At 66.7% G+C, this 24,229-nt stretch carries 22 protein-coding genes and 1 pseudogene; 9 read left to right on the plus strand and 14 right to left on the minus strand.

What is annotated here, in order from left to right; genetic code table 11:
- Nucleotides 1–14: 14 nt before the first annotated feature.
- The 5 genes from B0G38_RS00095 to B0G38_RS00115 all read left to right on the plus strand — a co-directional run bounded on the left by B0G38_RS00095 (nt 15) and on the right by B0G38_RS00115 (nt 5,266).
- A complete protein-coding gene (locus B0G38_RS00095; protein ID WP_264667545.1) occupies nt 15–854 on the plus strand; it encodes an IclR family transcriptional regulator in 840 nt (279 codons plus the stop codon).
- A gap of 2 nt (nt 855–856) precedes the next feature.
- Nucleotides 857–1,825 (plus strand): AAA family ATPase, encoded by a 969-nt coding sequence (locus B0G38_RS00100; protein ID WP_264667546.1) that lies wholly within the window; start codon nt 857–859, stop codon nt 1,823–1,825.
- Between the two features lie 61 nt (nt 1,826–1,886).
- Nucleotides 1,887–3,602 (plus strand): cobaltochelatase CobT-related protein, encoded by a 1,716-nt coding sequence (locus B0G38_RS00105; protein WP_264667547.1) that lies wholly within the window; start codon nt 1,887–1,889, stop codon nt 3,600–3,602.
- 200 nt (nt 3,603–3,802) lie between these two features.
- Nucleotides 3,803–4,864, plus strand: coding sequence for a thermonuclease family protein (locus B0G38_RS00110; RefSeq protein WP_264667548.1), 1,062 nt, complete (start codon nt 3,803–3,805; stop codon nt 4,862–4,864).
- A gap of 27 nt (nt 4,865–4,891) precedes the next feature.
- Nucleotides 4,892–5,266, plus strand: a complete 375-nt coding sequence (locus B0G38_RS00115; protein ID WP_264667549.1) for a PH domain-containing protein — start codon at nt 4,892–4,894, stop codon at nt 5,264–5,266.
- A gap of 2 nt (nt 5,267–5,268) precedes the next feature.
- On the opposite strand, the gene B0G38_RS00120 is transcribed toward B0G38_RS00115, so the two are convergent.
- Nucleotides 5,269–6,342: a DNA polymerase IV gene (locus B0G38_RS00120; protein WP_461610090.1), complete on the minus strand. Its 1,074-nt coding sequence runs from the start codon at nt 6,340–6,342 to the stop codon at nt 5,269–5,271.
- 554 nt (nt 6,343–6,896) lie between these two features.
- Nucleotides 6,897–7,463: a helix-turn-helix domain-containing protein gene (locus B0G38_RS00125; RefSeq protein ID WP_264667550.1), complete on the minus strand. Its 567-nt coding sequence runs from the start codon at nt 7,461–7,463 to the stop codon at nt 6,897–6,899.
- Nucleotides 7,464–7,528: 65 nt separating this feature from the next.
- On the opposite strand from B0G38_RS00125, the gene B0G38_RS00130 reads away from it, so the two are divergent.
- Complete coding sequence (locus tag B0G38_RS00130) at nt 7,529–8,398, plus strand: class I SAM-dependent methyltransferase (protein ID WP_264667551.1); 870 nt, start codon at nt 7,529–7,531, stop codon at nt 8,396–8,398.
- Nucleotides 8,399–8,655: 257 nt separating this feature from the next.
- Nucleotides 8,656–9,639, plus strand: coding sequence for an NAD(P)/FAD-dependent oxidoreductase (locus B0G38_RS00135; RefSeq protein WP_264667552.1), 984 nt, complete (start codon nt 8,656–8,658; stop codon nt 9,637–9,639).
- 56 nt (nt 9,640–9,695) lie between these two features.
- On the opposite strand, the gene B0G38_RS00140 is transcribed toward B0G38_RS00135, so the two are convergent.
- Together B0G38_RS00140 and B0G38_RS00145 are read right to left on the minus strand one after the other, a co-directional pair.
- Complete coding sequence (locus tag B0G38_RS00140; RefSeq protein ID WP_264667553.1) at nt 9,696–9,962, minus strand: hypothetical protein; 267 nt, start codon at nt 9,960–9,962, stop codon at nt 9,696–9,698.
- Nucleotides 9,959–10,153, minus strand: a pseudogene (locus tag B0G38_RS00145) (DinB/UmuC family translesion DNA polymerase); the annotation flags it as partial. The pseudogene B0G38_RS00145 and the gene B0G38_RS00140, both read right to left, overlap by 4 nt.
- A 175-nt stretch (nt 10,154–10,328) precedes the next feature.
- Between B0G38_RS00145 and B0G38_RS00150 the strand changes: the two are divergent.
- Both B0G38_RS00150 and B0G38_RS00155 read left to right on the plus strand, forming a co-directional pair.
- Nucleotides 10,329–11,024: a helix-turn-helix domain-containing protein gene (locus B0G38_RS00150; RefSeq protein ID WP_264667554.1), complete on the plus strand. Its 696-nt coding sequence runs from the start codon at nt 10,329–10,331 to the stop codon at nt 11,022–11,024.
- Nucleotides 11,017–11,796: a hypothetical protein gene (locus B0G38_RS00155; RefSeq protein WP_264667555.1), complete on the plus strand. Its 780-nt coding sequence runs from the start codon at nt 11,017–11,019 to the stop codon at nt 11,794–11,796. Before B0G38_RS00150 ends, B0G38_RS00155 begins: the two co-directional genes overlap by 8 nt.
- Before the next feature lie 203 nt (nt 11,797–11,999).
- Here the strand turns inward: B0G38_RS00155 and B0G38_RS00160 are convergent, their stop codons facing one another.
- The 10 genes from B0G38_RS00160 to B0G38_RS00205 all read right to left on the minus strand — a co-directional run bounded on the left by B0G38_RS00160 (nt 12,000) and on the right by B0G38_RS00205 (nt 24,054).
- Nucleotides 12,000–12,695 carry a DUF6994 family protein gene (locus B0G38_RS00160; RefSeq protein WP_264667556.1) on the minus strand — a complete coding sequence of 232 codons (696 nt, stop codon included), beginning with the start codon at nt 12,693–12,695 and terminating at the stop codon, nt 12,000–12,002.
- 92 nt (nt 12,696–12,787) lie between these two features.
- On the minus strand, nt 12,788–13,915 hold the full coding sequence (locus tag B0G38_RS00165) for a PLP-dependent cysteine synthase family protein (protein WP_264667557.1): 1,128 nt from the start codon (nt 13,913–13,915) through the stop codon (nt 12,788–12,790).
- A gap of 36 nt (nt 13,916–13,951) precedes the next feature.
- Complete coding sequence (locus B0G38_RS00170) at nt 13,952–15,025, minus strand: YeiH family protein (RefSeq protein WP_413542004.1); 1,074 nt, start codon at nt 15,023–15,025, stop codon at nt 13,952–13,954.
- Between the two features lie 76 nt (nt 15,026–15,101).
- Nucleotides 15,102–16,679, minus strand: a complete 1,578-nt coding sequence (locus B0G38_RS00175; RefSeq protein ID WP_264667559.1) for an APC family permease — start codon at nt 16,677–16,679, stop codon at nt 15,102–15,104.
- A 43-nt stretch (nt 16,680–16,722) separates the two neighbouring features.
- A complete protein-coding gene (gene pta, locus B0G38_RS00180) occupies nt 16,723–17,790 on the minus strand; it encodes a phosphate acetyltransferase (protein WP_264667560.1) in 1,068 nt (355 codons plus the stop codon).
- Between the two features lie 47 nt (nt 17,791–17,837).
- Nucleotides 17,838–19,208: an aspartate aminotransferase family protein gene (locus B0G38_RS00185; protein WP_169992538.1), complete on the minus strand. Its 1,371-nt coding sequence runs from the start codon at nt 19,206–19,208 to the stop codon at nt 17,838–17,840.
- A gap of 82 nt (nt 19,209–19,290) precedes the next feature.
- Nucleotides 19,291–20,529 carry an alanine racemase gene (gene alr, locus B0G38_RS00190; protein ID WP_264667561.1) on the minus strand — a complete coding sequence of 413 codons (1,239 nt, stop codon included), beginning with the start codon at nt 20,527–20,529 and terminating at the stop codon, nt 19,291–19,293.
- Between the two features lie 182 nt (nt 20,530–20,711).
- A complete protein-coding gene (gene pdxR, locus B0G38_RS00195) occupies nt 20,712–22,250 on the minus strand; it encodes a MocR-like pyridoxine biosynthesis transcription factor PdxR (RefSeq protein ID WP_264667562.1) in 1,539 nt (512 codons plus the stop codon).
- Nucleotides 22,243–23,136, minus strand: coding sequence for a universal stress protein (locus B0G38_RS00200; protein WP_264667563.1), 894 nt, complete (start codon nt 23,134–23,136; stop codon nt 22,243–22,245). Before B0G38_RS00200 ends, pdxR begins: the two co-directional genes overlap by 8 nt.
- A gap of 159 nt (nt 23,137–23,295) precedes the next feature.
- On the minus strand, nt 23,296–24,054 hold the full coding sequence (locus B0G38_RS00205; RefSeq protein WP_264667564.1) for an SDR family NAD(P)-dependent oxidoreductase: 759 nt from the start codon (nt 24,052–24,054) through the stop codon (nt 23,296–23,298).
- Nucleotides 24,055–24,229 lie beyond the last annotated feature (175 nt).

The following is a 24,229-nucleotide window of genomic DNA, read 5'->3' on the forward strand; positions in this document are numbered from 1 at the left end:
GGCAAGGAGGCATCATGGAAGGCTTGACGGAGCCGGACCTCGGTCCGGTAGGCAGCGTCCAGGGCGAGACGCCGGCACTGCGGCTGTTCGCCCTGCTGGAGTTCATCACCACGCGCGACCAGCTCTTCACCCTGCAGTCCCTGGTGGACCAGACCGGCATCCCGAAGCCCACCCTGCACCGCATGCTGCAGCAGCTGGAGGGCGCGGACTTGCTGATGCGCCAGAGCGACGGCAAGCACTACGGCACCGGCGCGCGGATGCGGCGGATGGCCGAGGACGTGCTGCTCAACGACACCCGGCATGGCTCCCGGCACGCGGTGCTGAAGAGCCTGGTGGACGAGATCGGCGAAAGCTGCAACATCACTGCGCTCTCCGGCAATGAGGTGATCTACCTGGACCGGGTGGAAACCACGGAGCCGCTGCGCATCCATCTGGGCCCGGGTTCCCGCGTGCCGGTGCACTGCTCGGCCAGCGGCAAGATGATCCTCTCCCAGTTCGGCCCCGCCCAGCGCGAGCGGGTGATCGCGATGCAGCCGCTGAAGGTTTTCACCCGGCATACGCAGACCAATCCTGCGCTGCTGGAGGAAGAGCTGCGGCAGATCCGGCTGGACGGCTACGCGCTGGACCGCGAGGAATTCCTCGACGGGCTGGTGTGCATCGCCGTCCTCGTGCCCAACACCACCACCCGCTCCAACATGTGCGTGGCGGTCCAGGCGCCCATTGTCCGGATGTCCTCGGAGGACCTGGTCCGCCTGCTCCCCTCGCTGCGCGCCGCGGCCGAAACGCTGGGCCGGATCGAAGAACAGCAAATGTCCGATGGGCCCTCCCTCGCCCTCTCACTGGCAGGAGGATGAGCATGGAGTTCCGCCCCGGCCTGATGGTCTCGGCCCGCGACGCCTTCGGCATCGACAGCGGCCTTATGGTGCCGATGTTCCCCGAGCCCAACGAGCACGTGCCGGAGCTCGATCCGGCCTACCGCTTCAACCATGACGTGACGCTCGCCCTGCTGGCCGGCTTCGCGCACAACCGGCGGGTGCTGCTCCAGGGGCTGCACGGCACCGGGAAGTCCACGCACATCGAGCAGGTGGCCGCCCGGCTGAACTGGCCGTGCATCCGGGTGAACCTGGACGGCCACATCAGCCGGCTGGACCTGGTGGGCAAGGACACCGTGGTGATCGAGGACGGCCGGCAGGTCACCCGCTTCCAGGAGGGCGTGGTGCCGTGGGCCCTGCAACAGCCCATGGCCCTGATCTTCGATGAGTACGACGCCGGACGGCCGGACGTCATGTTCGTCATCCAGCGATTGCTCGAGCGCGACGGCTCCTTCACGCTGACCGACCAGAACCGCGTGCTGCGCCCGCACCCCGGCTTCCGGCTCTTCGCCACCTCCAACACGGTGGGGCTGGGCAACCTGAACGGGATGTACCACGGGGTCCAGCGGCTCAACCACGCGCAGATGGACCGCTGGAACATCGTGGCCTCGCTGAACTACCTCCCCGCCGCGGAGGAGATCGCCATTGTCCAGGCACGGGTTCCTTCCCTGGCGGACGGACCCGGCACGGCGCTGGTGTCGTCGATGGTGGAAGTGGCCAACCTGACCCGGCAGGGCTTCCTGGCCGGCGACGTGTCCACGCTGATGTCCCCGCGCACTGTGATCAGCTGGGCCGAGAATGTGGCGGTCTTCCGCGACCCGGCACTGGCCTTCCGGCTCTCCTTCGTCAACAAGTGCGACGAGTCGGAGCGGACCGTGGTGGCCGAATACTTCCAGCGCTGCTTCGACGCCGAGCTCGAGGAATCCTTTGAGCTCGCCCCCGCGTACGCCTAACCGTATGGTGACGGCTGATCGCACGGCGACCGCAGGCCGCACGGTGATGGCAGATCGCACAGTGACGGCAGATACCGCTGCCCGGCGCCGGCAGCAGCAGATCCGGCAGCTCTGCGCGGCCAGCATCCGCGCGCTGGCCGCGGACCAGGCCTTGGACTTCCGCGGCGACCACCTCTACCGGGGCCGCAGCGTGCTCCCGCTGAACGCGCCGCACCTCTACCCTGACCATTCGTCCGACGGCTTCGGTTCCTTCCGCGGCGCCGCGGACGGGATGGCCCTGCGGCTGCTTCACTCCGACCCCGTGCTCCACGCCCGGCTGCGCCCTGCCGGCCAGACGGCCCGGCTGGTGTTCGAGCTGCTCGAGCAGTTCCGGACGGAGTCCCTGGCCAACCAGCCCGGGGTGGTGCGCAACCTGCGCCTGCGCCACGAGGCCTGGTCCACCCAGTTCCACCGCTCCGGCCTGACCGAGACGTCCCTCGGCCTGCTGCTCTACACGACGGCCCAGGTCTGCCGGTCCCGCGTGACCGGCGAGCCGGTGGTCGCCGAGACCGAGGACCTGATCGAGCAGACCCGCGGCAGGCTTTCGGCCCTGCTCGGCCCCGACCTGGCCCTGCTGCGGCGGACGCGCACCCGCCAGGCGGACTACGCCGAGCCGGCGCTGGCGATCGCCGTCGTTATTGAATCCCTGGCCGACTCCGCGCAGGCGGACAACGACGGCGGCGCCGAACGCTCCGCGCGCAAGACCCGCGAGCAGTTCAGCCTGCTGGTGGATGCGGAAGAGGATGCCTGGCTGCCCGAGACCGCGGCCTCGGGGGCCAGCCCCACGCTGGCGGACGACGGCGGGGCCTACCGCGCCTTCACCACCGCCTATGACCGGATCCAGCGCGCCGCCTCGCTGGTACGGCCCGAGCTCCTGCATGACTACCGGCGCCGGCTGGACAAGCGGATCGCGGACAGCGGCGTGAACGTGGCGCTGCTGGCGCGGCGGCTCGAGCCCTTGCTGTGCGTGCCGGTGACGTCGGGTTGGAACAGCGGGCAGGAAGAAGGAATGATCGACGGTGCCCGGCTCAGCCAGCTGGTCTGCTCCCCCGCCGAACGCCGCCTCTTCCAGACCGAGCGGCATGAGGCCAGGCCCGCCACCGTGGTCAGTTTCCTCATCGACTGCTCGGGCTCCATGAAGCAGCACGGCGAGGGCATCGCGGCCTACGTGGACGTTTTCCTGCGCGCGTTGGAGCGGATCGGGGTGGCCAGCGAGGTGCTTGGGTTCACCACCGGGGCGTGGAACGGCGGGAAGGCCGCGCGCGACTGGAAGCGTGCCCGCTCCCCGCGCCGCCCGGGCCGGCTCAACGAGGTCAACCACCTCGTCTTCAAGGACGCGGACACCAACTGGCGCAAGGCCCGGCCCGGCATCGCGGCACTTTTGAAGACCACCCTGTACCGGGAAGGGATCGACGGCGAGGCGGTCCAGTGGGCCGCGCGCCGGCTGGCCGACCGGACGGAAGAGCGTCGGATCCTGATTGTCCTCTCCGATGGCAGCCCGGCCGACGGCGCCACCGCACTGGCCAACGACGAACACTACCTGCAGCAGCACCTCGCCAGCGTGGTCCGGGAACTGGAGGACGTCGGCGCGGTCAACGTCTTCGGCGTCGGCCTCGGACTGGACATGAGCCCGTACTTCTCCCGCTCGCTGATCCTGGACACGGAGCGGCTGGGCCAGCCCGAAGGCGTGCGCGAACTGCTCGGGCTGCTGGAGCGGTCGCTGCCGCCGCTGCGGTAGCGGCCCGTGCCCGGAACAGACCACCTGTACCCCTTGGTGCCGCGAAAGCTTAAAGGTACAATCAAGTTCTGGCCCGGCCGCTCGAGCCGCCAGTAAATTCGTTGTTGGGGGAAATAACAATGGCACGTCTATCAGGGCGCCTTCTATCCGCGCGCCTTCGCTCGTTTCCGGCTTTTGCCGTCGTCGGAGCCCTGGCCGTCATGAGCCTTTCGGCCTGTTCGCCGGACGATTCCGTGGAGGCGGAAGTGGTCCGCGTCGTCGACGGCGACACGTTCGAAGCGCAGTACGGCGGAGCCACGAAAATGGTCCGCCTGCTGAATATCGACACTCCGGAAACGAAGCACCCGAACAAGATTGTGGAGTGCCAAGGTCCGGAGGCCACGGAGTTCCTGCAGAACAAGCTGCCGCCGGGATCAACCGTCACGCTGCGCTTCGACGAGGAGAAGACGGACAAATTCGACCGTGTCCTGGCAGCAGCATTTGTCGGCGACGAACTGGTGAACGCCTCGATCGCCCGCGTCGGACTCGGCACGGCCGTAACGTTCGGCGCCAACGACAAGTACTACGACGACGTCAAGGCGGCCCAAGACGAGGCGGCGCAGAACAAGGCCGGGCTGTTCCAGGAAGGGCTCGCCTGCAGCCCTGCGGTCCTCGCGGAAGCGCAGATCGCTGCGCTTGCCGCACCGGTGGAGCCGGGGACCGCGGCGACGTCGGCCGAGATTGCGGCGGCGGCAGCCGCACTCGGAACGACCATTGCCGCGGCTTCAGCAGTAAAGGACCTCTTCAACGACGCGAAGGCCGCGGTGGTGGTCGCAGCTCTCGGCGCAGCGGCTGCCGCCGACTCCGAGAAGAAGCTGGGACGCTCCCTCACAACTGCCGAGACACAGCACAAGGCACTTGAGGGGCGCGCCGCCGACGTCAAGGCGGAGGAGAAGCGGAAGGCTGCTGCCGCCAAGGCCAAGGCTGCCGAGAAGAAACGGCTGGCAGAGGAGAAACGCCGCGCTGAAGAACGGGCGGAAAAAGCTGCGGCACAGGCAGCCGAGGAAGCCGCCGCACGCGCGGCTGCGGAGGCAGAGGCTGCCGCGCGGGCTGCCGCCGAAGCGGAAGCTGCTCGACGCGCCGCACCGCCTGCACCGGCTTACGAAGCACCGAAACAGCATAATGTCGCGCCGGCTCCGGCTCCTGCCCAGCAGGATCCCTACCCCGGATACACCGGCCCCCGCTGCTACGCCCCGGGCGGTAAGACCTACACACCCTGCTAGCAAGTAATTACCTACGGGAGAAACCTCATGATCGACTTCGCCAACGGCTCGCTCTTCAAACTCCAACCGGCCAACGTCCAGGATATTTTCGGCGACATCGAGCCGCTGCTCGTCCAGGGAGAAAACGCGATTGCCGCTTTCCGCGGGATCCGCGACTTCGTGGTCTTCACCGACAAGCGCCTGATCACGGTTAATATCCAGGGCATCACGGGCAAGAAGCGCGATTTCACATCGCTGCCCTACTCAAAGGTCCAGGCGTTCTCCGTGGAAACAGCCGGCACGTTCGACCTCGACGGCGAGCTTGACCTGTGGTTCAGCGGCCTCGGCAAGATCCGCCTCGAGTTCAAGGGAAACGTCAATGTACAGGGACTCTCGCAACTCATAGCCCAGTTTGTCCTGTAACTTCACCAGCCGCCACGCGTCGGCGTATGTCCCTTGCGGGCGTCGTCGGGCATCGTCATTTCGGCGCGCAGGCCCAGGAGCCGGATCGGCCGGCCCGGTTCGATTACGGCTGCTAGGTCCAGGGCCCGCGCGAGGATTTCGTTCTTGTCGAATGTCTCGGGAATCTTCTTCGCGTGGGTCTTGGTGAAGAACGGCGCGTACCGGACCTTGAGGGTCAGCCCAATCACCGGCCGTCCTTCGGCCATAACATCCTCGAGGACTCGTACCGTCAGCTCCCTTACGGCCTCGTCCACCTGGGCGGGCTCGGTCAGGTCGCGCTGGAAGGTTGTTTCCCGGCTGTGCCCACGGGCGACCCACGGGGTGTCGTCCACAACGTTGGCGCCGTCCCCGCGTCCGAGCTCCGCGTACCAAGGACCCATCTTGGGGCCGAACTCCGGGACCAGGTCCTGGGGGTCGGCCGCGGCGAGCTCGGCGACTGTGTTGATGCCTAGTTTGGCCAGCCGGCCCGACACTTTGGGTCCAACACCCCACAGGTCCTTGGTGGGCCGGCTGCCCATGACGTCGAGCCAGTTCACGGCAGTGAGGCGAAAGACGCCAGCAGGCTTGCCGAAACCGGTGGCGACCTTGGCCCGGACCAGGGTGTCGCCGATGCCCACGCTGCAATGCAGCTGCGTCCGCTCGAAGACAGCGGCCTGAACTTGGCGGGCGTAGGCCTCCGGGTCTTCTGTCTCTGTGCCGACAAAAGCTTCATCCCAACCCAACACCTGCACGATGGCTCCGGACTGCGCGCGCAGGGTAGCCATCACCACTTCAGACGCCGCGAGGTAAGCCACCTGATCGACCGGCAGGATCACAGCGTCGGGCACTTTCCGGGCCGCGATGCGTAGGGGCATTCCGGAGCCGACGCCGAACGCCCTGGCTTCGTAGGATGCGGTCGACACCACGGCTCGTTCCGTGGGGTCGCCCCGGCCTCCGACAATGATCGGCTTGCCCGCAAGCTCCGGCCGCCGGAGTACCTCGACCGCAGCGATGAACTGGTCGAGATCGACGTGCAGTATCCAGGGGATTCCGCTCACGGCACCAGTCTGCCCTAAACATCCTTAGCAAGCATCAACTCTGCAGCGAGCTTGGCCGCGGATCCTGCAATGTCCTGAGCATGGCGGTCCAAAATCGTACCGCTCGGGCTCCTCTTCCGGAACACCTCGAGACTTTAGGCGCCACCCAGCTCCTGACCGCTCCGACGTGTCTCGTAACTAACGGTGAACACACCGATTCACTAAGAAGGTTTCGAGACATAGTTACGAGTATCGCCGGACGTGGACGAACTCTCACGATGTCGTTTTCCGAAGGCGACTGCATTAGGTGTCCAAAGTCGCCTGCGCAGCTCTTCCGTGTCCGTCCGGGGAAGATCCGGCGGACGGTGGCAGAAGTCTTCGCTGCGACATTAGCCGCAGGGGGGCGCCGCTGCAAAAGGGATACCGCCGTGAACCCCGGCAGGCATGTATTCATGACGCTTTCCAGCTAGGGCCTCCGATATCCCGCGCCGGTGCGGAAAGCACTGTCTCGATGTCGATTCCCTCAGGTCATGTCCCTCCCAGGCCATTCGTCTCGCGGGAGTCGACAGGCATTCTTAGCTCAATCGCTCCGGAGGGTGAAGATGTGCGCGTTCTCCGCCGTGGTCGAAGATGCTCAGGATCTCCACCGGCCCGTCGTGGGCAGCAACATGGTGCGGGACCATGGTGGAGAACTCCGCGGCCTGCCCCTCGTGCACCAGAATGGTGCGGTCCCCGAGCAGCAGGCTGACGGTTCCCGACAAAACCGTGAACCACTCGCGGCCTGGATGCACGCTCCGGTCGATGTCGGCCATGGAGCGTTCGGGCGTGATGCGCATCTTGGCCACGGTGGTGCCGTTCGCCGAGTGCTCGCGTGAGAGCAGCCAGCTGGTCAACCCTTGTTGGTGTTCGGGCTCGGGGCGGATGACGACGTCCTCGTCCGATGTGGGCTCGACCAGCTGGTCAAGTGTGGTGCCAAGCGCCTTGGCCAGAGGTACCAGCTGGTCCAGGGCAATCCTGCGGTGGCCTGTTTCAATGCGGCTCAGCGTGGATGGACTTAGGAAGCAGCGTGCGGCAAGGGCGTCCAGAGACCAGCCCTTGGCCAGTCGCAAGCCCTTGATGCGTTGGCGAATTACAGTATCCATAGAAAGTTCTTGCGTCATACGCAAGAGTATATGCCACTGAAGCATTACCTGGTTACGCTTGATCCATGACAAGTGAGCATTCACGCGGACACCACCACGGTCACCAGCAGGGCCGGCACAACGAGGCCCAGCAGTCGCACGAACCGGGCCTGGCCGAAACGCTGGACCTCGATGCACTGCTGCTACATGAGCATCTGCAGGAAATCTTCGATTGGACCGCCAAACACCAGCCGGCTCCGGGCACCATTGTGGACCTGGGCGCGGGAACGGGCACCGGAACCCTCGGCCTGACGCGAACCTTTCCCCAGGCCAGCGTCGTGGCAGTCGATCAGTCCGAGTTCATGCTCGCCCACCTGGCCTCGGCGGTTGAGAAAAACCAGCTGTCGGACCGGGTTTCCACCCTTCAAGTGGACCTCGATGCCACATGGCCCGAACTTGCCGACATCGACCTGATTTGGGCGGCATCCTCAATGCACCACATGGGCGACCCGGCCAACATCTTGAGCCAGATCGGCAAAACGCTGGCACCGGGGGGCCTGCTGGTGGTCGTGGAAATGGATACTTTGCCGCGCCACCTGCCCGATGACCTTGGATTCGGCGCCCCGGGGCTCGAACAGCGCCTCCACGATGCTGTGGCGCTTGCTGGCTGGAACGCACACCCGGATTGGGCCCCGGCCATCCGGGAAGCTGGAATGGAGATCGCCGAACAGCGCACCTTTACTTACGCCACGGATGAAAACCGGGAACTGATTGCGCACAACGCCCAGACGTTCCTCTCCAGGATGCGCACCAGCCTGGGAGACCCCCTGTCAGCGGAGGACCTTGCCACCATCGACCAGTTGCTTGATCCCCACGGCCCGCAGTCCCTGACCAGACGCACGGACCTGTCGATGCGCGGAAGCCGCACCGTGTGGGCCGCACGTCCGGGGCGCTAAGCTCCTCGCGCCGCAAGGGCCCGGCAGGCATCACGATGTCGTGCTCGCCGAGGCAGAGGCGGATCCTGCCCTTAAGTACGTACAGCCACCCGTAGCCCTCGTTGGGTTCTAAGATCCCCATTCTCGGATAGCCTCCCGGCGGAATCACAAGCTCGAATGCCTGAAGCCCCTCCGGACCATGGCCCAGCGGCAAGATCATCATCTCAAACTAGCGTCGGCACAAAGCGCGGCGAACAACTCGACTTGGAGCAAAACATATGGAAATGCAGACAAAGAACTACGACGTGGCAATCATTGGTGGCGGGGCCGCTGGGCTCAGTGCCGCAGCAGCGCTGGGAAGGTCGAGGCGTTCGGTCGTTGTCATCGACGCGGGCGAACCACGCAACGCACCGGCGGCCGCCATGCACAACTTCCTCTCCCGCGACGGGATGAACCCACTGGAACTGCTCAAGGAAGGGCGCGCAGAACTCGTCAAGTACGGCGTCGAGGTGATCAACACCCGCGCATTGGACAGCCGCCGCAGCGACGCCGGATTCACCATCACACTTGGCAATGGCACGGAGGTCTCGGCGCGCCGACTCATTCTTGCCACCGGACTGAAAGACCAGTTGCCCGACATCGCCGGCCTAGCCGAACACTGGGGCAATGACGTGCTGCACTGCCCGTACTGCCACGGCTGGGAGGTCAAGGACCTGCGCCTCGGCGTTGTCGACAGCGCCATGGCGATGCATCAGGCACCGATGTTCACCCAGTGGTCCAATCATGTCACCCTGTTCAAGGACCCGAACAAGGTGCTTGCTGCCGAGGAACTGGAACAGCTGGAAGCGCTGGGTGTGGAAGTCGTGGAGGCGGCGGTTACCGCTGTGCTCGGCGAGGCGGGCTCCGTGCAGGGCGTTGAACTCAGCGACAGAACGCAACGTGAGATCGACGCGTTGGTCATTACGCCGAACTTCGACGTCGATGTCTCCTGCGTGAAATCTCTTGGGCTGGTGACGCAGGAGCACGTCTCGGGCATCGGCCGGCACGTACCCGTCGACGATGGAGGCCAGACCGAGGTGCCGGGGCTCTGGCTTGCAGGAAATGTCGCCAACCCCATGGCTCAGGTCATCATGGCCGCCGCCGACGGACTCGGCATGGGTCTTAGGGTGAATGCCGACCTCATGCAGGAAGAGTTCGCTCGTAAAGTGGCTGAGTTGCGCATGAAAAAGGCAGCGGTCGAGAGCGTGGGTCAGTATCAATAATCCAGTGAGCCTTCGCCTCTGACCGCCGAGCTGCCCGGTAGTGCCTTGCCCGTCGTTTAGGAAAGGGTCCCCGTGTTCATGAAAGTCTCCAACCGGCGGCAGTACGGTCCGACGTCGATCTTGTTCTCCGCGAGCCACTCGTCGGAGTAGTACTTGTCGAGGTACCTGTCCCCTGGATCGCGGATCAAAGACACAACACTGCCCTGCCTGCCCGTGTTGATCATTTCGGACATGATCCGGAACGCCCACCGCAGGCCGGCCCCGGCCGACGCCCCGGTTCGCCGGCCCAGCAGCTCTGCACCGCCGGATGTGGACGCCGTCACCAACCGCCGCGCGTCGGCGTATGTCCCTTTCGTGCGTCGTCGGGCATTGTCATTTCGGCCCGCAGGCCCAGAAGTCGGATCGGCCGGCCCGCTTCGATTGCCGTTGCGAGGTCCAAGGCCCGCGCGAGGATTTCGTTCCGGTCGAAGGTCTCGGGAATCTTCTTCGCGTGGGTCTTGGTCCGCCTGGGTGATCAAGCTGGCGCGCGAAAAGGTCTGACAAACGATCGACGAGGGAGGCCGCCGGAAGGCGGCCCCTTTTGTTCGCCCTGCATCAACGGTTACCACTATCCAGATGATATCGTCGTGTATCTGGTAAATTATCACTAACCCGTTGGTAAGAAGGTGTTTGTGGTAATCATGGACGGAATGACCTCAACAGAGGCAGCGGAGCAGCTGGGCATTAATCAAGCCCGCGTGCGAGACCTGGTGGCATCCGGCCGCCTCATCAAACTCGGCCACACCGGGCGTTCCATGATCATCGATCCAGCCTCGGTCCAACGGGTCAAGTACCAGGGCGTGCGGCGTGGCCGGGTCTGGGCTCCACACACGGCATGGGCGACGCTGAGCATGCTCTCGGGTGACAACCCGGAATGGCTGATCCCGCCACGCCGGTCGCGGATCAAAACATCCCTTCGCGATCCCGAGCTGACCGCACGCCACATCCACAGTCTGGCCCGGCACAAAGACAAGGTCAAAAGGTACCGCACTCCCCCGGCCAGTATTCCGGCGGTAGCCGAAGAACTGGTGACTACAGGCCCTACGGCTATGACTGACAAGCACACGGCCGCCCGTTTCGGCCTTGCAGCCGGCGGCGGAATCGCGGAAGGCTACGTCGCCATCGGCGATGCTGATGCTCTCGCCGAACACTATTTTCTCGCCCCGGACCCAGCCGGCAACGTAGTGATCCATGAGATCGAGGTGTTTCACGCCTTCGCCGCCGCCAACGGTCGGCCGCCGCTGGCCGCCATCGCCGTAGACCTGATGGACTCACTGGCCACACGGGAACGCAGTGCTGGAGAACGGGTCCTGACCGAACTGCTCGAGGAGTTCCGCCGTGCGTGAGCTGTGGGAGGTAGCCTCCCCTCCCGGTGGCTGGGACTCGCCCTGGCCCCAGTGCGTAGAGCTGGCCAGACATCTGCCGGCCGACCAGTGGACTTTGGTGGGCGGGCTCATGGTGCAGCTGCATTCGGCAGCCGCCAATCTGGCCGTTACGCGGCCGACCGCCGACGTCGACATCGTGCTGCACATCGAAACCGGGGCCGCGACCACCGGCCGCGTCCAGCAGGTACTCGGCGAGCTCGGGTACACGCTGCATACTTCGGTGGACAGCGAAGCGCCCGCGCACCGCTTCGTGCGCGGCGATGAGCAGATCGACGTCATGATCGCCGACCACGCGGCACCGAAAATGATTTCCCGCCTCGGCGGCCGCCAGCCCTTCAAGCTGCCTGCCGGAACCCAGGCACTGCAGCGCACCGTGAACTGTCGCATCACGCTGCCCTATGAGGAGCCCGTGCTGGTCAGCATCCCCAACGCCCTGGGCGCACTGGTCCTCAAGGGCGCCGCCTACCAAGAGGACTCCCGGGACAAATCCCGCCACCTCGATGACGCAGCGGTTCTGCTGGCAACGGTAAAAGACCCACTGGGCACCGCCAAACAGATGAAGGGCAGCGACCGGTCCCGGATCCGGATGCTCGAAAAGCCGCTGTCTGATCCATCGCACACGTCATGGCTGTTGCTGGAAGCAGCCGACCGGCAACCGGCCGCCGATGCCCTCCGCATCCTGGCAGCAGATCCGCCGTCGCCGCGGCCGCTGAACAGGCTCAAGCTCAAATAAGAACGCCGACGACGCCCACCCTTATCGCCAGTCCTGAACACCGCCTACGCCGCCCAACTCCGCCGACGTTCTTAGGTTCGGCCTCCTGCGCCTTAGGACAGGGTCCCTGTGTTCATGAAGGTTTCCAACCGGCGGCAGTACGGTCCGACGTCGATCTTGTTCTTATTGCCAGACTTGGTGATGAGCCGAGCGCGCAGCGGCTGCTACCTGATCGCGTTCAGGATGCGCAGGCGGCGTGCCTCGAATAGTTCCAGACTGTCCAGACGATAACGCGCGTACGTTGGCAGGTCGGAGGGCAACGCCGGTGGCTCGAAGTCGTCGAAGGGGAGCAAGAAGCGTACGGCGCCACGCTCATCCACGAAGTCGTCGAGAAGGAAATGCTTGACGTATCCCTGGAACGAACCGAAGAGCTCGAAGAAGTCGGCATGACGATCCATGACTGCAGCCAAGGGATTCGTGCCACCCTCGTAAAAGCGCCGGATCGCTTCGAGAGTCAAGTCCCATCGGTCTTGGATCCGCGGATGAATGCCTCGTCTCTGATTGATACCGCCCTGCGAGACCGGGAAGATCATGAAGCCGCAGATCGTGTAGGAGCGCCGCAGGAACGAGTTATTGACCTCGTCGGGGAGCTGCGCGTAGAGGTGGTGCAGTTTCCTTCGATGCCGCGTCGCAATCGTGTCGCTCCCGAGAACAACTCTCGTGCCGCCTGCTTCATACACAAGATAGGGCGCAAGTGCGCGCGCAGTCTGGAGCTCGAACGGCCGCCCGTCGGGGAGCGGCTTGCTCCATAGGAGCTGGTGGTATCGCCGGAGTGTGGGGCTGTGACTATCGGGGTCCTTACCCGTCGGAGTGTCATCGAAGAAGTTGTAGTCGACGTCAATCTCATTAGGCTCGCCCATGAACTGAAGCTAGCAGGAGCGGCCGACGTTCGCTGCCCTCGACACGCTACCCGCCTTCGTCTGAGCGCAGCCACCCTCTTCTTGCCCGTCCTTTAGGAAAGGGTGCCTGTGTTCATGAAAGTCTCCAACCGGCGGTAGTAGGGTCCGACGTCGATCTTGTTCTCCGCCAGCCATTCATCGGAGTAGTACTTGTCGAGGTACCTGTCCCCCGGATCGCAGATCAAAGACACAACGCTGCCCTGCTGCCCAGTGTTGATCATTTCGGAGATGATCCGGAACGCCGACCACAGGCCTGTTCCGGTCGATGCCCCGGTCCGCCTGCCCAGCAGTTCTGCCAGCAGACGGATGGAGGCCATGGCGGCGGCGTCGGGGACGCGCATCATTCGGTCGATAGCGGACCCGATGAAGCTTGCTTCGACGCGTTGGCGGCCGATCCCTTCGATCCGGGAACCGGTGGCAGTGGTGACGCTGGCGTCCTGCTCCCGCCAGGCCGGGAAGAACGCGGAGTTTTCCGGATCGGCGACGCAGATGCCTGTGGCCCGCCCGGTGTAGCGGATGTAGCGGGCGAGCGTGGCAGAGGTGCCGCCGGTGCCCGCCGTCGCTACGATCCACGCGGGTTCCGGGTGCCGCTCCTGCGACATCTGGTCGAAGATCGACTCGGCGATGTTGTTGTTGCCCCGCCAGTCGGTGGCCCGCTCGGCGTAGGTGAACTGGTCCATGTAGTGGCCGCCGGTTTGCTGGGCCAGGGCCGCGGCGGCCTCGTACACCTCGTTCGGGTTCTCCACGAAGTGGCACTGGCCCCCGTAGAACTCGATAAGTTGTACCTTCTGCTGGCTGGTAGACCGGGCCATGACTGCGATGAACGGGACGCCGATGAGGCGCGCGAAGTACGCCTCGGAGATGGCCGTGGAGCCGCTGGAGGCTTCGATGACCGGCTTGGCCGGCCGGATCCAGCCGTTGCACAGGGCGTGCAGGAACAGGGATCTGGCCAGCCGGTGCTTCAGGGAGCCGGTGGGATGGGTTGACTCGTCCTTCAGGTAGAGGTCCACGCCCCACTGTTCCGGCAGCGGCACGGCAAGCAGATGCGTGTCGGAGGAGCGGTTGGCGTCCGCCTGGACCTTCGCCAGCGCCTCGGCCAGCCAACTGCGGTAGCCGGCGTCGTACCGGTCGACGTCCTCTTCGGCGTGGACCTGCGGGGTGGTGGGGGTGGGGACGGTCATCGCTTCCTTCCAGAGTGTTTGCTCGGCGAAAGAAGCTTACTGCAGCAGCAGGATCCCGCCGTAGGCCAGGCCGGCGATCAGCGCCCAGGAACACAGGGCCATCAGCACGGCGCTGCCGCGGGAGCTGAACAGTTCGCGCATGCGCACGGCCGAACCCAGCCCGAAGAGCGCGGCGGCCAGGAGCACGTCCTGGACAATGGTCGCCGCCTCCAGCACGCCCTCCGGCACCGGAAGCAGGGACCGCACGGCGACCAGTGCGACGAACCCGAGGATGAAGGCCGGCACGATCGGCGGCAGCTTCAGGTGCTCGGAACCTTCCTGCCCCTTCCGGCCGCGGCGGCTGACGATGCCGGTGACAGCCACCATGGGCGCCAGCGTGAGCACGCGGGTCAGCTTGATGACAATGGCGACGGCGAGCGCGGCGGTTCCCGCGGTCTGCGCGGTGGCAACCACCTGGCCGACGTCGTGCACTGAAGCGCCCACCCACTGGCCGAAGGCCAGCGGACCCAGGCCCAGCGGCTGCATGAGCAGCGGCAGCACGGCGATGGCCAGCGTGCCGCAGAGGGTCACCAGCGCCACCGGGATGACCGTGTCCTGCTGTTTGGACTGGCGCACCGCGCTCATCGCGCCGATAGCCGAGGCGCCGCAGATGGAGAACCCGGTGGCGATCAGCAGCGGCTGGTCGCCCGGCAGCCGGAAGGCCTTGCCCAGCAGATACGTACCGCCGAAGGCCAGAAGCACGACGGCGACAATCACCGCGAACGTGGCCCAGCCCAGTTCCAGCACGTCCACCACGCTGAGCTTCAGGCCCAGCAGCACGATTCCGGCGCGCATCAGGCGCTTGCCGGCAAAATCCAGGCCCTTCCGCCACGGGCCGACGGTGAGTCGGGAGATCCCGGGGATGTTGGCTGCCAGCACGCCCATGATCACGGCCAGGGTCATCACCGGCACGGCCGGCATCAGCAGGTGCAGGGCGAACGCCGCCGGCACGGCAACGGCGCAGGCAGTGAGGCCGGGCCAGTTCCGCCCCAGCCACTCTGCCAGCGAGCGCAGCCGCGATTGCTTCCCGGCCGGACCGCCCTTTACCGTCTGTGTCACGGTGTTCACCATAGTCGTTTTCCTTTCCGTTCATGGCGGCCGGTGCGCCGCGGGGAGTGCCCGCGGCGCACCGGCCTTGCAGCGTTGGCTAGACCGACGTCGTGTCGCCCTGGGCCCGCTGCGCGTTCTTGTCCTTGATGGCGAACCCTTCCGGGCGGGGCTTGCCCAGCACCAGCAGATCCACCTGCTCGTTGGTCAGCGTCCTGTTGTGCTTGCGCCGCAGCAGGAAGAAGACCACTCCCACCACAATCCAGATCAGCAGGGCCGTCATGGACTCCGGGCCGAGCATGGCGGGTGAGCCGGGCAACAGCAGCAGCGCCATGAAGGACACCGAGATGACCGCGCCGACCATGCTGAGCACCTTCTTCGTCGTCGAACGTGTGCCTTCCAGATCGCCCGGACGGGGTGCCGAGCCGGAGCTGCGGAAGAGCTTGAAGGCGCAGAGGCAGGTGTACAGGTAGGCCACGGTCACGCCGACGGCGGACATGTTGACCACCCATTCCAGCGCGGCCCGGCCGAACCACGGGGTCACCAGGCAGAAGGCGCCGACAAACAGGATGCCCACGTACGGCGTCTTGTGCTTCGGGTGCAGCTTGGCGAAGACCTGCGGGACCATCTGCGCCCGGCCCATCGCCAGCAGGATGCGGCTGGCGGAAACGTAGAAGCCGTTCAGGCCGGTGGTCACGCCCATGGTGATGCCGATGGCCAGCAGCAGCATGCCGACGCCGCCCAGCAGACCGGTTACCGCGTCGGCGGTGCCCCAGGCCGACTGCCCGGAGACGAGCTGTTCCCACGGCTCGGCAACAGCGACGGCGGCGATCATGGCCGCGTACAGCAGGGCCGCGGCGAGCAGCGCCAGCACAATCAGCTTCATGGCCTTGCTCGGCGGGAAGTCGAACTCCTCGGCGGCCTGCGGCACGTTGTCGAAACCGATGTAGGCCCACGGCGCGATGGCGACGATCGCGAGGATGGCGGTCAGCGGCGAGACGCCCTCGGGGAAGGCCGGCGCGGCGTTGCTGACCAGGCTGTCGGGGTGGACCAGCACGGCGGCCAGGATGCAGGCGACGGCAATCAACATGATTATGCAGGCGATGAACTGGACCCGGCCGGACAGTGCGGTGCCGCGGATGTTCAGGTAGGCGAAGACCGCCAGCGCGGTGATCGAGATGAGCACTTCCACCATGTACACGTCGTAGCCGGCGATGGTGTAGAGGTAGCCCTGCTGGACCACCCCCGGCAGCAGTTTCCGGAACAGGAGCGCCAGCGCCGAGGCGTTCAGCGCCACAATGCAGGTGTAGCCCAGGGTCAGGAACCAGCCGCAGAAGAACGCGTGGGTCCGGCCGAAGCCGACCAATGCGAACGCCAGCTCGCCGCCGGAGACGGGGAAGCTGCGGATCAGGAAGCCGTAGCTGACGGCGATCAGCACCATCAGCCCGCCGCCGATCAGGAAGCCGCTCATCGCGCCCACCGGTCCCGCCGCGGCGATCCAGTCGGTGGGCAGGATGAACGCGCCCCAACCAACGGCCGAGCCGAGGGCGATGGCCCAGACCCAGCTGGGCTTGAGGGTCTTGGCCAGCCGCTCGGGCTGGTCGGGTCCGGGGGTTGCCGCCGGTCCGGCCGAAGCTCCGCTGCCGGCCACGTTGCCGGTCTCAGTTGTTGCTTTCATGTAAACCTCATTCTCCAGGGACAGAACTCTCTGCCCGTGCTGGCTACAGTCCGAAGGGACCGGGCCTGGTGACGCTGGTTTGGGATTGCAAAACGCTGATGATCGCTACATTGACGATGTCTGCCGCGGTGCAGCCGCGGGAGAGGTCGTTGACGGGCAGGGCGAGGCCCTGCAGGATCGGGCCGTAGGCCGCCGCTCCGCCGAGCCGTTGGGTGATCTTGTAACCGATGTTGCCCGCGGCGAGATTGGGAAAGATAAACACGTTGGCGTGTCCGGCGACGCCGGAATCCGGCGCCTTGCTGCGGGCCACGGATTCGAGCAGGGCGGCGTCGAACTGCAGTTCGCCGTCGACGGCCAGCCCGGGCTCCCGCTCCCGCACGATGGCGGTGGCTTCACGGACCCGGGACACGCTGGCATGGTCAGCGCTGCCCATGGTGCTGAAGGACAGCATGGCCACCTGCGGCTCCTCGCCGGTGAGTGCCGCGAAGGTGCGGCTGGTGGCGACCGCCACCTCGGCGAGCTGGCCGGCGTCGGGCTCCGGCAGCACGGCGCAGTCGCCGTAGCCGAACGTCCGGCCGTCCTGCAGGTGCATCAGGAAGCTGCTGCTCACGCAGTCCGAACCCTCCGCCGTGCCGACCACGCGCAATGCCGCGCGCAGTACGTCGGCGGTGGGCCGATTCGCCCCGGCAACGCAGGCGTCGGCGTCGCCCGCGGCCAGCGCCGCCATGGACAGGTACAGCGGATCGGTCAGCCAACCCTCGGCCGTTCCTGGTTTGCGTCCGGCCGCGCGCTCGGCGAGCAGCTCCCCCGCCCCGGAGCGGCGCACCTGCTCCGGGGCCAGGATAACGACGTCGGACGGCAGCTTGACACCGGCGGCTGCGGCAGCTCGGCGGATCTCGGCCGGCTCGTCGACCAGCACGGGCACGATGCCTAGGCCGGCCAGCTCGGCGGCCGCGGCCAGGACCCGTTCGTCCCGCCCGTCCGCCAGCACTACCCGGTTCCGGTCCCCGGCGAGGCGGGCGCACCAGCCGGCCTGCAGCTGGTTGTCCGCCAGCTGCTTGTCCGCCGGTATCGTCTGCGCCAGCCGGCGGCGGGCCAACTGCGTGGTCATGCCGTGCACCGCCCCATGGGCCTCGACGTGTTGAGCTGCTTCATTGCCTAGAGCCCCAGATGCTTGTCCGTGGCGGACATGACGTGGTCCACCTTGGTCAGCAGGTCATCGAGCACGGCCTGGTCCGCGACCAGCGGCGGCGAGAGCACCAGCATGGTGGCGCCGCGGTTGTCCGGGCGGGTGATCAGGTTGACCTCGCGCATGGCCTTGGGCATCACGCTGCCGAGGAGCTCCTGGGACTGTTCGGGCGTCAGGGTGCGTCCGGTCTCGCGGTCGCCGGTGAGTTCGATGGCGTAGAAGAAGCCCGTGCCGCGCCACTCCAGCACGCTGCGGTGCGCGTCGCGGATCTGGTTGAGTCCGGCCTGGAAGTACGGTTCGAGGCTGCGCACATTGCCCGGGATGTTCTCTTCCTGCAGTGCGCCGAGGTTGGCGACCGCCACCGCCGTCGATACCGGGTGTCCGCCCCAGGTGGCGCCGTGGGTGAAGATGCCGGCGGCCGGGGAATCCAGCAGCGCGTTGGCCAGCGGGGTGCGGATCAGGACGCCGCCCAGCGGCGCGTAGCCGGAGGTGGAACCCTTGGCGAAGGTCAGCAGGTCCGGAACGACGTCGTACTTTGTGCTGCCGAACCACTCGCCCAGACGTCCGAAGCCGCAGATGACCTCGTCCGCGACCAGCAGGATCCCGAAGCGGTCGCAGATGGCGCGCAGTTCCTGCCAGTAACCGGGCGGCGGGACCAGCGCGCCGCGGGAGTTCTGCACCGGCTCGGCGAACAGTGCGGCGATGGTGTGCGCGCCCTCTTCCTCGATGACCTGCAGGATGGCCTGGATGCTGGGCAGGTCCGCCGCGGTGCCGCCCTCGGGGATGGTCTCGCCGAGTGTGTTGGGCACGTGCCGCACGCCGGGCATCAGCTCGCCGAAGGCTTCCTTGTAGGCGGGGATGCCGGTGACGGCGAGCGCGCCCAGGGTGGTGCCGTGGTAGGCCATGTTGCGGGCGATGATCTTGGTCCGCTCAGGCTGGCCCTGGCTGCGGTGGTACTGGCGGGCAAACTTGATCGCGGACTCCACGGCCTCGGAACCGGAGTTGACGAAGAACGTCACGTCCAGGTCGCCCGGCGCCAGGCTGGCGATCGTGGTGGCGGCCTCGACGGCTGCAGGGTGGGCGGAGCCCCAGTTGGTCCAGTAGGCCAGCTTGGACATCTGCTTGGTGGCCGCGGCGGGGATGTCGGTGCGGCCGTGGCCCATGTTCACGCAGAACAGGCCGGCCAGCCCGTCCAGGAAGCGGTTGCCGTCCTCGTCGATGAGGTAGCAGCCTTCGCCGCTGACGATGATGGGCAGGTTCGGGTCCCGCCAGGCCTTACCGGTGGTGAAGTGCGGAAACAGGTGCCGCTGGGCAAGCGTGCGGTTCTCTGAGTTAGTCACGGGACCCTCCAGTCGAATTCTTTACGATGCATCAGCACTGGGCTGATCGGACCACCATGACCGGATCATGGTGTGGTGTGTATCACTCTGGACTATTGCCAGGACCCACCAAAGACCCAGAATGGGATGACTTTTTAGGTACCAGACCCCGGTAGACGCGCGGCACCCGCGCAGCGATGCGGGTCAGCACCTCGTAGGGAATGGTTCCGGCCGCGTCAGCCCAGTCATCGGCGCTCGGCTCGCCGTCGTCGCCCGGGCCGAACAGCACCACCCTGTCCCCCGCCGCAACCGGGTCATCGCCGACATCGATCATGAATTGGTCCATGCAGACGCGCCCGGTGACGCGGTAACGCAGGCCGCCCACCTGCACCGGACCGGTCCCGCTGGCACTGCGGAAAACGCCGTCGGCGTAGCCCAAGGGCACGACGGCGAGGGTCGTTTCCTGCTGCAGGATCTCCGTATGGCCGTAGGAGACGCCGGAGCCGGCCGGGGCGCGCTTGGTCTGGACGATGGCTCCGGCCAGGGTCATCGCCGGGCGCAGGCGCGGCATGCCCGCGCGATGTTCCACGGGAATCGGATTGATGCCGTAGGTCGCGATCCCGGGGCGGACCATGTCGAAATGGCTCTCGGGCAGGGACAGCGTCGCGGCGGAATTGGCGATATGCCGCAGCGTCGGGCGGAGGCCGGCCGAACGGGCAATGCCGGTGGCCTCCTCGAAGACGCGCAGCTGGGCCGCGAGGGACGGATGCCCGGGCTCGTCGGCGCAGGCCAGATGGGACCAGAGCCCCACCACCCGGACCAGTCCGTCCGCTTCCGCTCTCCGGGCGGCCGCCACCAGCTCGGGCCAGTCCGCCGGGGCCGCTCCGCCGCGCCACATCCCGGTATCCGCCTTCAAATGAACGACGGCGGGGGTGCCTGTCGCCTCGGCCGCCTGGACGATTTCGGCCAGCTGGTCCGTGCCGTAGGCCGCCAGTTCGATGTCCCGCCGGATGGCCGCGGCATAGTCCGTTCCGGGCGAGGCGAGCCACGAAAAGATCGGCGCGGTGATGCCGGCGTCGCGCAGGGCGAAGGCCTCTTCGAGCACGGCTGTTCCCAAACGGGTGGCGCCGCCGGCCAGCGCGGCCTTGGCAACTGGCACCAGGCCGTGGGCGTATCCGTCGGCCTTCACCACGGTCATCAGCTCCGGGGACCGGGCCACCGAGCGCAGCGTTGCGACGTTCTGGCTGATGGCGTCCAGATCGATGATGGCGACGCGTTGCGGGTGCGGCTGCGGCTGCGAAGGGACTTCAGCAGGGGACCGGCCGGCCAGTGTTTCCGTCATGATTGCTCCTTTTTCAGTGCAGGTGCGGGTGGAATTACGGGTGCATGAGTGGGTCTGTCTTGGGTGGGCGGGGCGCGCAGGAGCGCACCCGGTATCAACACTGTGGGTCACGGGGATCGGCTACGGACAGGGCCAGTCCGGCCCCATTGTTCAGGTACCAGCAGGGCAGCTTGCCGCCGGTCTCACCCCGTCAGTTCGGCGATGACCTTGCCCAGCCGCTCGACTCCCGGCCGGATGTCTGCGATGTCGATGGCGGCGAAGCCGAGCCGGAAGCATTCGCGGTTGGCCAGCGGATCGGCGAAGAACACGTCGCCGCGCTCGATCACCACGCCGGCCGCGAGGGCCTTTTCGGCGAGCTGGACGCAGTCGAGCCCCTCGGGTCCGCGGAGCCACACGCTCACGCCGCCCGGCGGTGCGTTGACGTTCCACGGCAGCACGTCGTCGAGGGCCTCCGTGAGGACGGTCCATTTGCGCTGCAGCTGCGTCCGGCGTCGTCGGATGGTCCGGCGGTACTGGCCGGATTCGATGAGCAGGGCCATGGCCCGCTGCAGGTGTCCGGAGATATGCCGCAGCCGGTAGCGGCGCTGGTTCCGCAGTTCGGCGACCAGCTCCGCATCGGCCACTAGGTAGCCCAGCCGCAGCCCCGGGGCGAGGAACTTCGTGAAGGATCCGAGGTATATTACCCGCTCGCTGTTGGGCAGCGCCTTCAGGGCCGGCGTCGGTTTCCCGCGGTAACGGAACTCGCTGTCGTAGTCGTCCTCGATGATCAGGGCGTCGGCGGCACGGGCGTCGGCGAGGATCTGGTGCCGGCGCGCACCGGAGAGCGTCACGTTGGTGGGGCTGTGGTGGCTGGGAGTGAGGTACAGCAGCCCGATGCCGTCCAGTCGTTCCGGAGGTACCAGGCCGGCGTCGTCCACCGGCAGCGGCCGCAGCTGTGCGCCGGCGCGGACAAAGGTGTGGCGCGCATCCGTGTAGCCCGGATCCTCCACCCCGACAACGGTCCCCGGCTCCATGATGGTGTGCGCCAGCAGGTCCAGCCCCTGCTGCGAGCCCGAGGTGATCAGCACGTTCTCGGGAGCGGCTTCGATGCCGCGGGCGGGCAGGACCTGCTGGCAGAGCATCCGGACCAGCAGCGGATCGTCCTCGTCGACGCCGTCGCGCAGGCTGTAGTGCAGGTGCGGCGGGTCCAGCGCGTCGCGCAGCGCCTTGGACCAGCCGAGCCGCGGAAAGTCCTTCTCGTCCACCTGGCCGGCCACGAACGGATAGGGATAGGAGACCCAGTCGCGCACCTTCGTGATCTCGGGCATCCCCGCGTCCAGCCGCCGGCCCAGATGCCGGGACCAGTCCACCTTCTCGGCGCGCGCATCCGTGCCGCCATCGGCCGGTGCGGCGCCCTGCAGCATCTGCAGGTTGACGAAAAAACCGCGGCGGGCGTGCGGCTCGATGATGCCCTGCGCCTGCAGTTCCTGGTATGCCGCGTTGACGGTATTGCGCGAAAGCCCCAGTTCACGCGCCAGCTCCCGCGAGGAGGGCAGCGGCAGTTCCGGGTTCAGGCCGCCGCTGATGATCTGGTGCTCCAGCGCCTCGCGCAGTTGCCGGTAGAGCGGCGCGGTGCTGTCTTCGTTGATGGAGATCGGCGTGCGTACGGCGGACGCGACGGCGGATACCTGCGCCTGCGCCCGTGCCTGCCGGTCCGGCTCCCCGCTCCCGGCGCTAATCACTGTCTGCCGGCAACCCGGGGTGCTCGTCCAGCCGGACATGGTCGCGGGGCACCACCACCATGGGCACCGGCAGCGCGCGCAGCATCTTGTTCGCCGTCGTGCCCAGGAAGATCCTGCTGCGCGCCGCGAGCCGGCTGGATCCGATCACCACCACTTCGCTCTCGTCCCAGTCCAACCGTTCGATGGCGTCTTCGATGGAGTCCCCGCTCGCCACGGCAGCGGTCACCAGCGTCCGCCTGGCAACACCCTCCACGGCCTTGGCCAGCGCAATCTCCACATGACTCTTTGCCCAGCCCTCCACCTCTGCTACCGAGCGGCCATGTCCGGCGTCGAGCGTCACCAGGGAAACTACCCGCAGCGGGACATGGCGCATTGCCGCCGCCTCCACCGCCACATCGAGCAAGGTCTCGGCGCCGGGCCGGGTTCCGAGCGCGCACGTGAGCCTGGTGATGTCACGGGGCGGGCGGTAGCCGGAGGGAGCCAGCGCTACCGGCACCGGCGAGGCATGCAGCAGCGCGTTGGCCACCGCCCCGACGGTGAACCGCTTGAACAAGCCCTTGCTGGCGGCGCCGACCACGATCAGCTTCGCGCCGAATTCCTCGGCCGCCTCGATCAGGCCCTCCGCGAAGGAATCCGCGGTCCGGATGTGCTTACGCGCGGTGACGTCCGGCGGCACGAGCGCCAACGCCTTGTCCAGCCAGACGTCAGCCTGTCCGGCGAGGTACTGCTGGTATTCGCGCTCCTGCGCCAACCGGAGATGGTCGCCCGGGCCGGGGAGGACATGCACCAGATCGAGTTCCGCGCCGGGCGCCCGGGCGAGGGCACGTGCCAAGGCTATGGCTTCGCGGCCGCGTTCGTCCTCGGTACAGCCGACCACGTATCGCATCTATCCAGCCTCCATTGGCTCAGGCCGCGCGCGACGGCACCGTTGCTTTGTGTCCGCCCATCACTACCAGCCGAGAGTCTGGGTTGGAAACACCAGCACCCATTATGACGTACGTCACCGCCACTAACGACGACGAGTGCTGGCCGTCGGCGGATGCCGTCACACGGCGGTGTAGCCGCCGTCCACGAGGTAGTAGCCGCCGGTCATGAACGAAGCGTCATCCGACAGGAGGAAGCTCACGAGGTGGGCTACCTCTTCCGAGGTGCCCAGGCGCCCGAGCGCATGCTTGCCTTCGAGGGCCTGTTGGACTTCCGGGCTGAGGCTGCGCTCGACCAGAGGAGTCCTGATGTAGCCTGGGCCCACCGAGTTGATGCGCAGGCCCTGGGGCCCGTATTCCGCGGCCGCGTTCTTGGTGAGGCCGACTACGCCGTGCTTGGCGGCGGTGTAGGCGCCGTTGCCCAGCGCCGCGACCGAGCCGTGGATGGACGCCATGTTGACGATCGCGCTCTTACTGCTTCCGGCTTTGAGCATCTCCGGGATCTGGAAGCGCATGCCATACAGCACGCCGTTGAGGTTGATGTCGATGACCTTGTCCCAGTCCTCCAGATCGGTCTCGCCAGCAGGGGCTTGCTTGCCGCCGATCCCGGCATTGTTCACGGCAAAGTGCAGGGCGCCATAGGTGTCTACCGCGTGGCGGACGACCCTTTCGTTGTCCTCTTTGCTGGCGGTGTCCTGCTTCACGGCCGAGGCGGTACCGCCAGCGTCCATGATCTCCTGCGTGACCCGCTGCGCGGCGTCCAGATTGATGTCGGTCACCACTACGCTGGCACCCTTTGCCGCCAGTTCTTTGCTGACCGCCTCGCCGATGCCGGAGCCGCCACCGGTAACGAGGGCTACCCTGTCCGTGAACTGTGCCATGCCACGCTCCATTCTGCTGCGCGCCGCAGACGGTCCGCGGCGTCCCTGCGCCCGCTGGTACTCGTGCCCTGGGGCCTGCCGCCCACACTACCGATTCCGGTCATCGCCGTCGCCCTTAAGCGGATATTTGCCGCTGTTTGTGCTGACTAGGAACGGCCTTCCCGGCGTACCCTCA

It is taken from the genome of Crystallibacter permensis, assembly GCF_025960875.1.
In the GTDB taxonomy this organism is placed as follows: domain Bacteria; phylum Actinomycetota; class Actinomycetes; order Actinomycetales; family Micrococcaceae; genus Crystallibacter; species Crystallibacter permensis.

Excerpts from the sequence above, each read along its gene's own strand:
- pta (WP_264667560.1), bottom strand. The coding sequence starts at position 17,790 with ATGACCACGCAGTTGGCCCGCCGCCGGCTGGCGCAGACGATACCGGCG.
- B0G38_RS00130 (WP_264667551.1), top strand. The coding sequence starts at position 7,529 with ATGACAAGTGAGCATTCACGCGGACACCACCACGGTCACCAGCAGGGC.
- B0G38_RS00205 (WP_264667564.1), bottom strand. The coding sequence starts at position 24,054 with ATGGCACAGTTCACGGACAGGGTAGCCCTCGTTACCGGTGGCGGCTCC.
- B0G38_RS00115 (WP_264667549.1), top strand. The coding sequence starts at position 4,892 with ATGATCGACTTCGCCAACGGCTCGCTCTTCAAACTCCAACCGGCCAAC.
- B0G38_RS00150 (WP_264667554.1), top strand. The coding sequence starts at position 10,329 with ATGACCTCAACAGAGGCAGCGGAGCAGCTGGGCATTAATCAAGCCCGC.
- B0G38_RS00095 (WP_264667545.1), top strand. The coding sequence starts at position 15 with ATGGAAGGCTTGACGGAGCCGGACCTCGGTCCGGTAGGCAGCGTCCAG.
- B0G38_RS00200 (WP_264667563.1), bottom strand. The coding sequence starts at position 23,136 with ATGCGATACGTGGTCGGCTGTACCGAGGACGAACGCGGCCGCGAAGCC.
- B0G38_RS00125 (WP_264667550.1), bottom strand. The coding sequence starts at position 7,463 with ATGGATACTGTAATTCGCCAACGCATCAAGGGCTTGCGACTGGCCAAG.
- B0G38_RS00100 (WP_264667546.1), top strand. The coding sequence starts at position 857 with ATGGAGTTCCGCCCCGGCCTGATGGTCTCGGCCCGCGACGCCTTCGGC.
- B0G38_RS00165 (WP_264667557.1), bottom strand. The coding sequence starts at position 13,915 with ATGACCGTCCCCACCCCCACCACCCCGCAGGTCCACGCCGAAGAGGAC.
- B0G38_RS00135 (WP_264667552.1), top strand. The coding sequence starts at position 8,656 with ATGGAAATGCAGACAAAGAACTACGACGTGGCAATCATTGGTGGCGGG.
- B0G38_RS00170 (WP_413542004.1), bottom strand. The coding sequence starts at position 15,025 with ATGGTGAACACCGTGACACAGACGGTAAAGGGCGGTCCGGCCGGGAAG.
- alr (WP_264667561.1), bottom strand. The coding sequence starts at position 20,529 with ATGACGGAAACACTGGCCGGCCGGTCCCCTGCTGAAGTCCCTTCGCAG.
- B0G38_RS00160 (WP_264667556.1), bottom strand. The coding sequence starts at position 12,695 with ATGGGCGAGCCTAATGAGATTGACGTCGACTACAACTTCTTCGATGAC.
- B0G38_RS00110 (WP_264667548.1), top strand. The coding sequence starts at position 3,803 with ATGAGCCTTTCGGCCTGTTCGCCGGACGATTCCGTGGAGGCGGAAGTG.
- B0G38_RS00175 (WP_264667559.1), bottom strand. The coding sequence starts at position 16,679 with ATGAAAGCAACAACTGAGACCGGCAACGTGGCCGGCAGCGGAGCTTCG.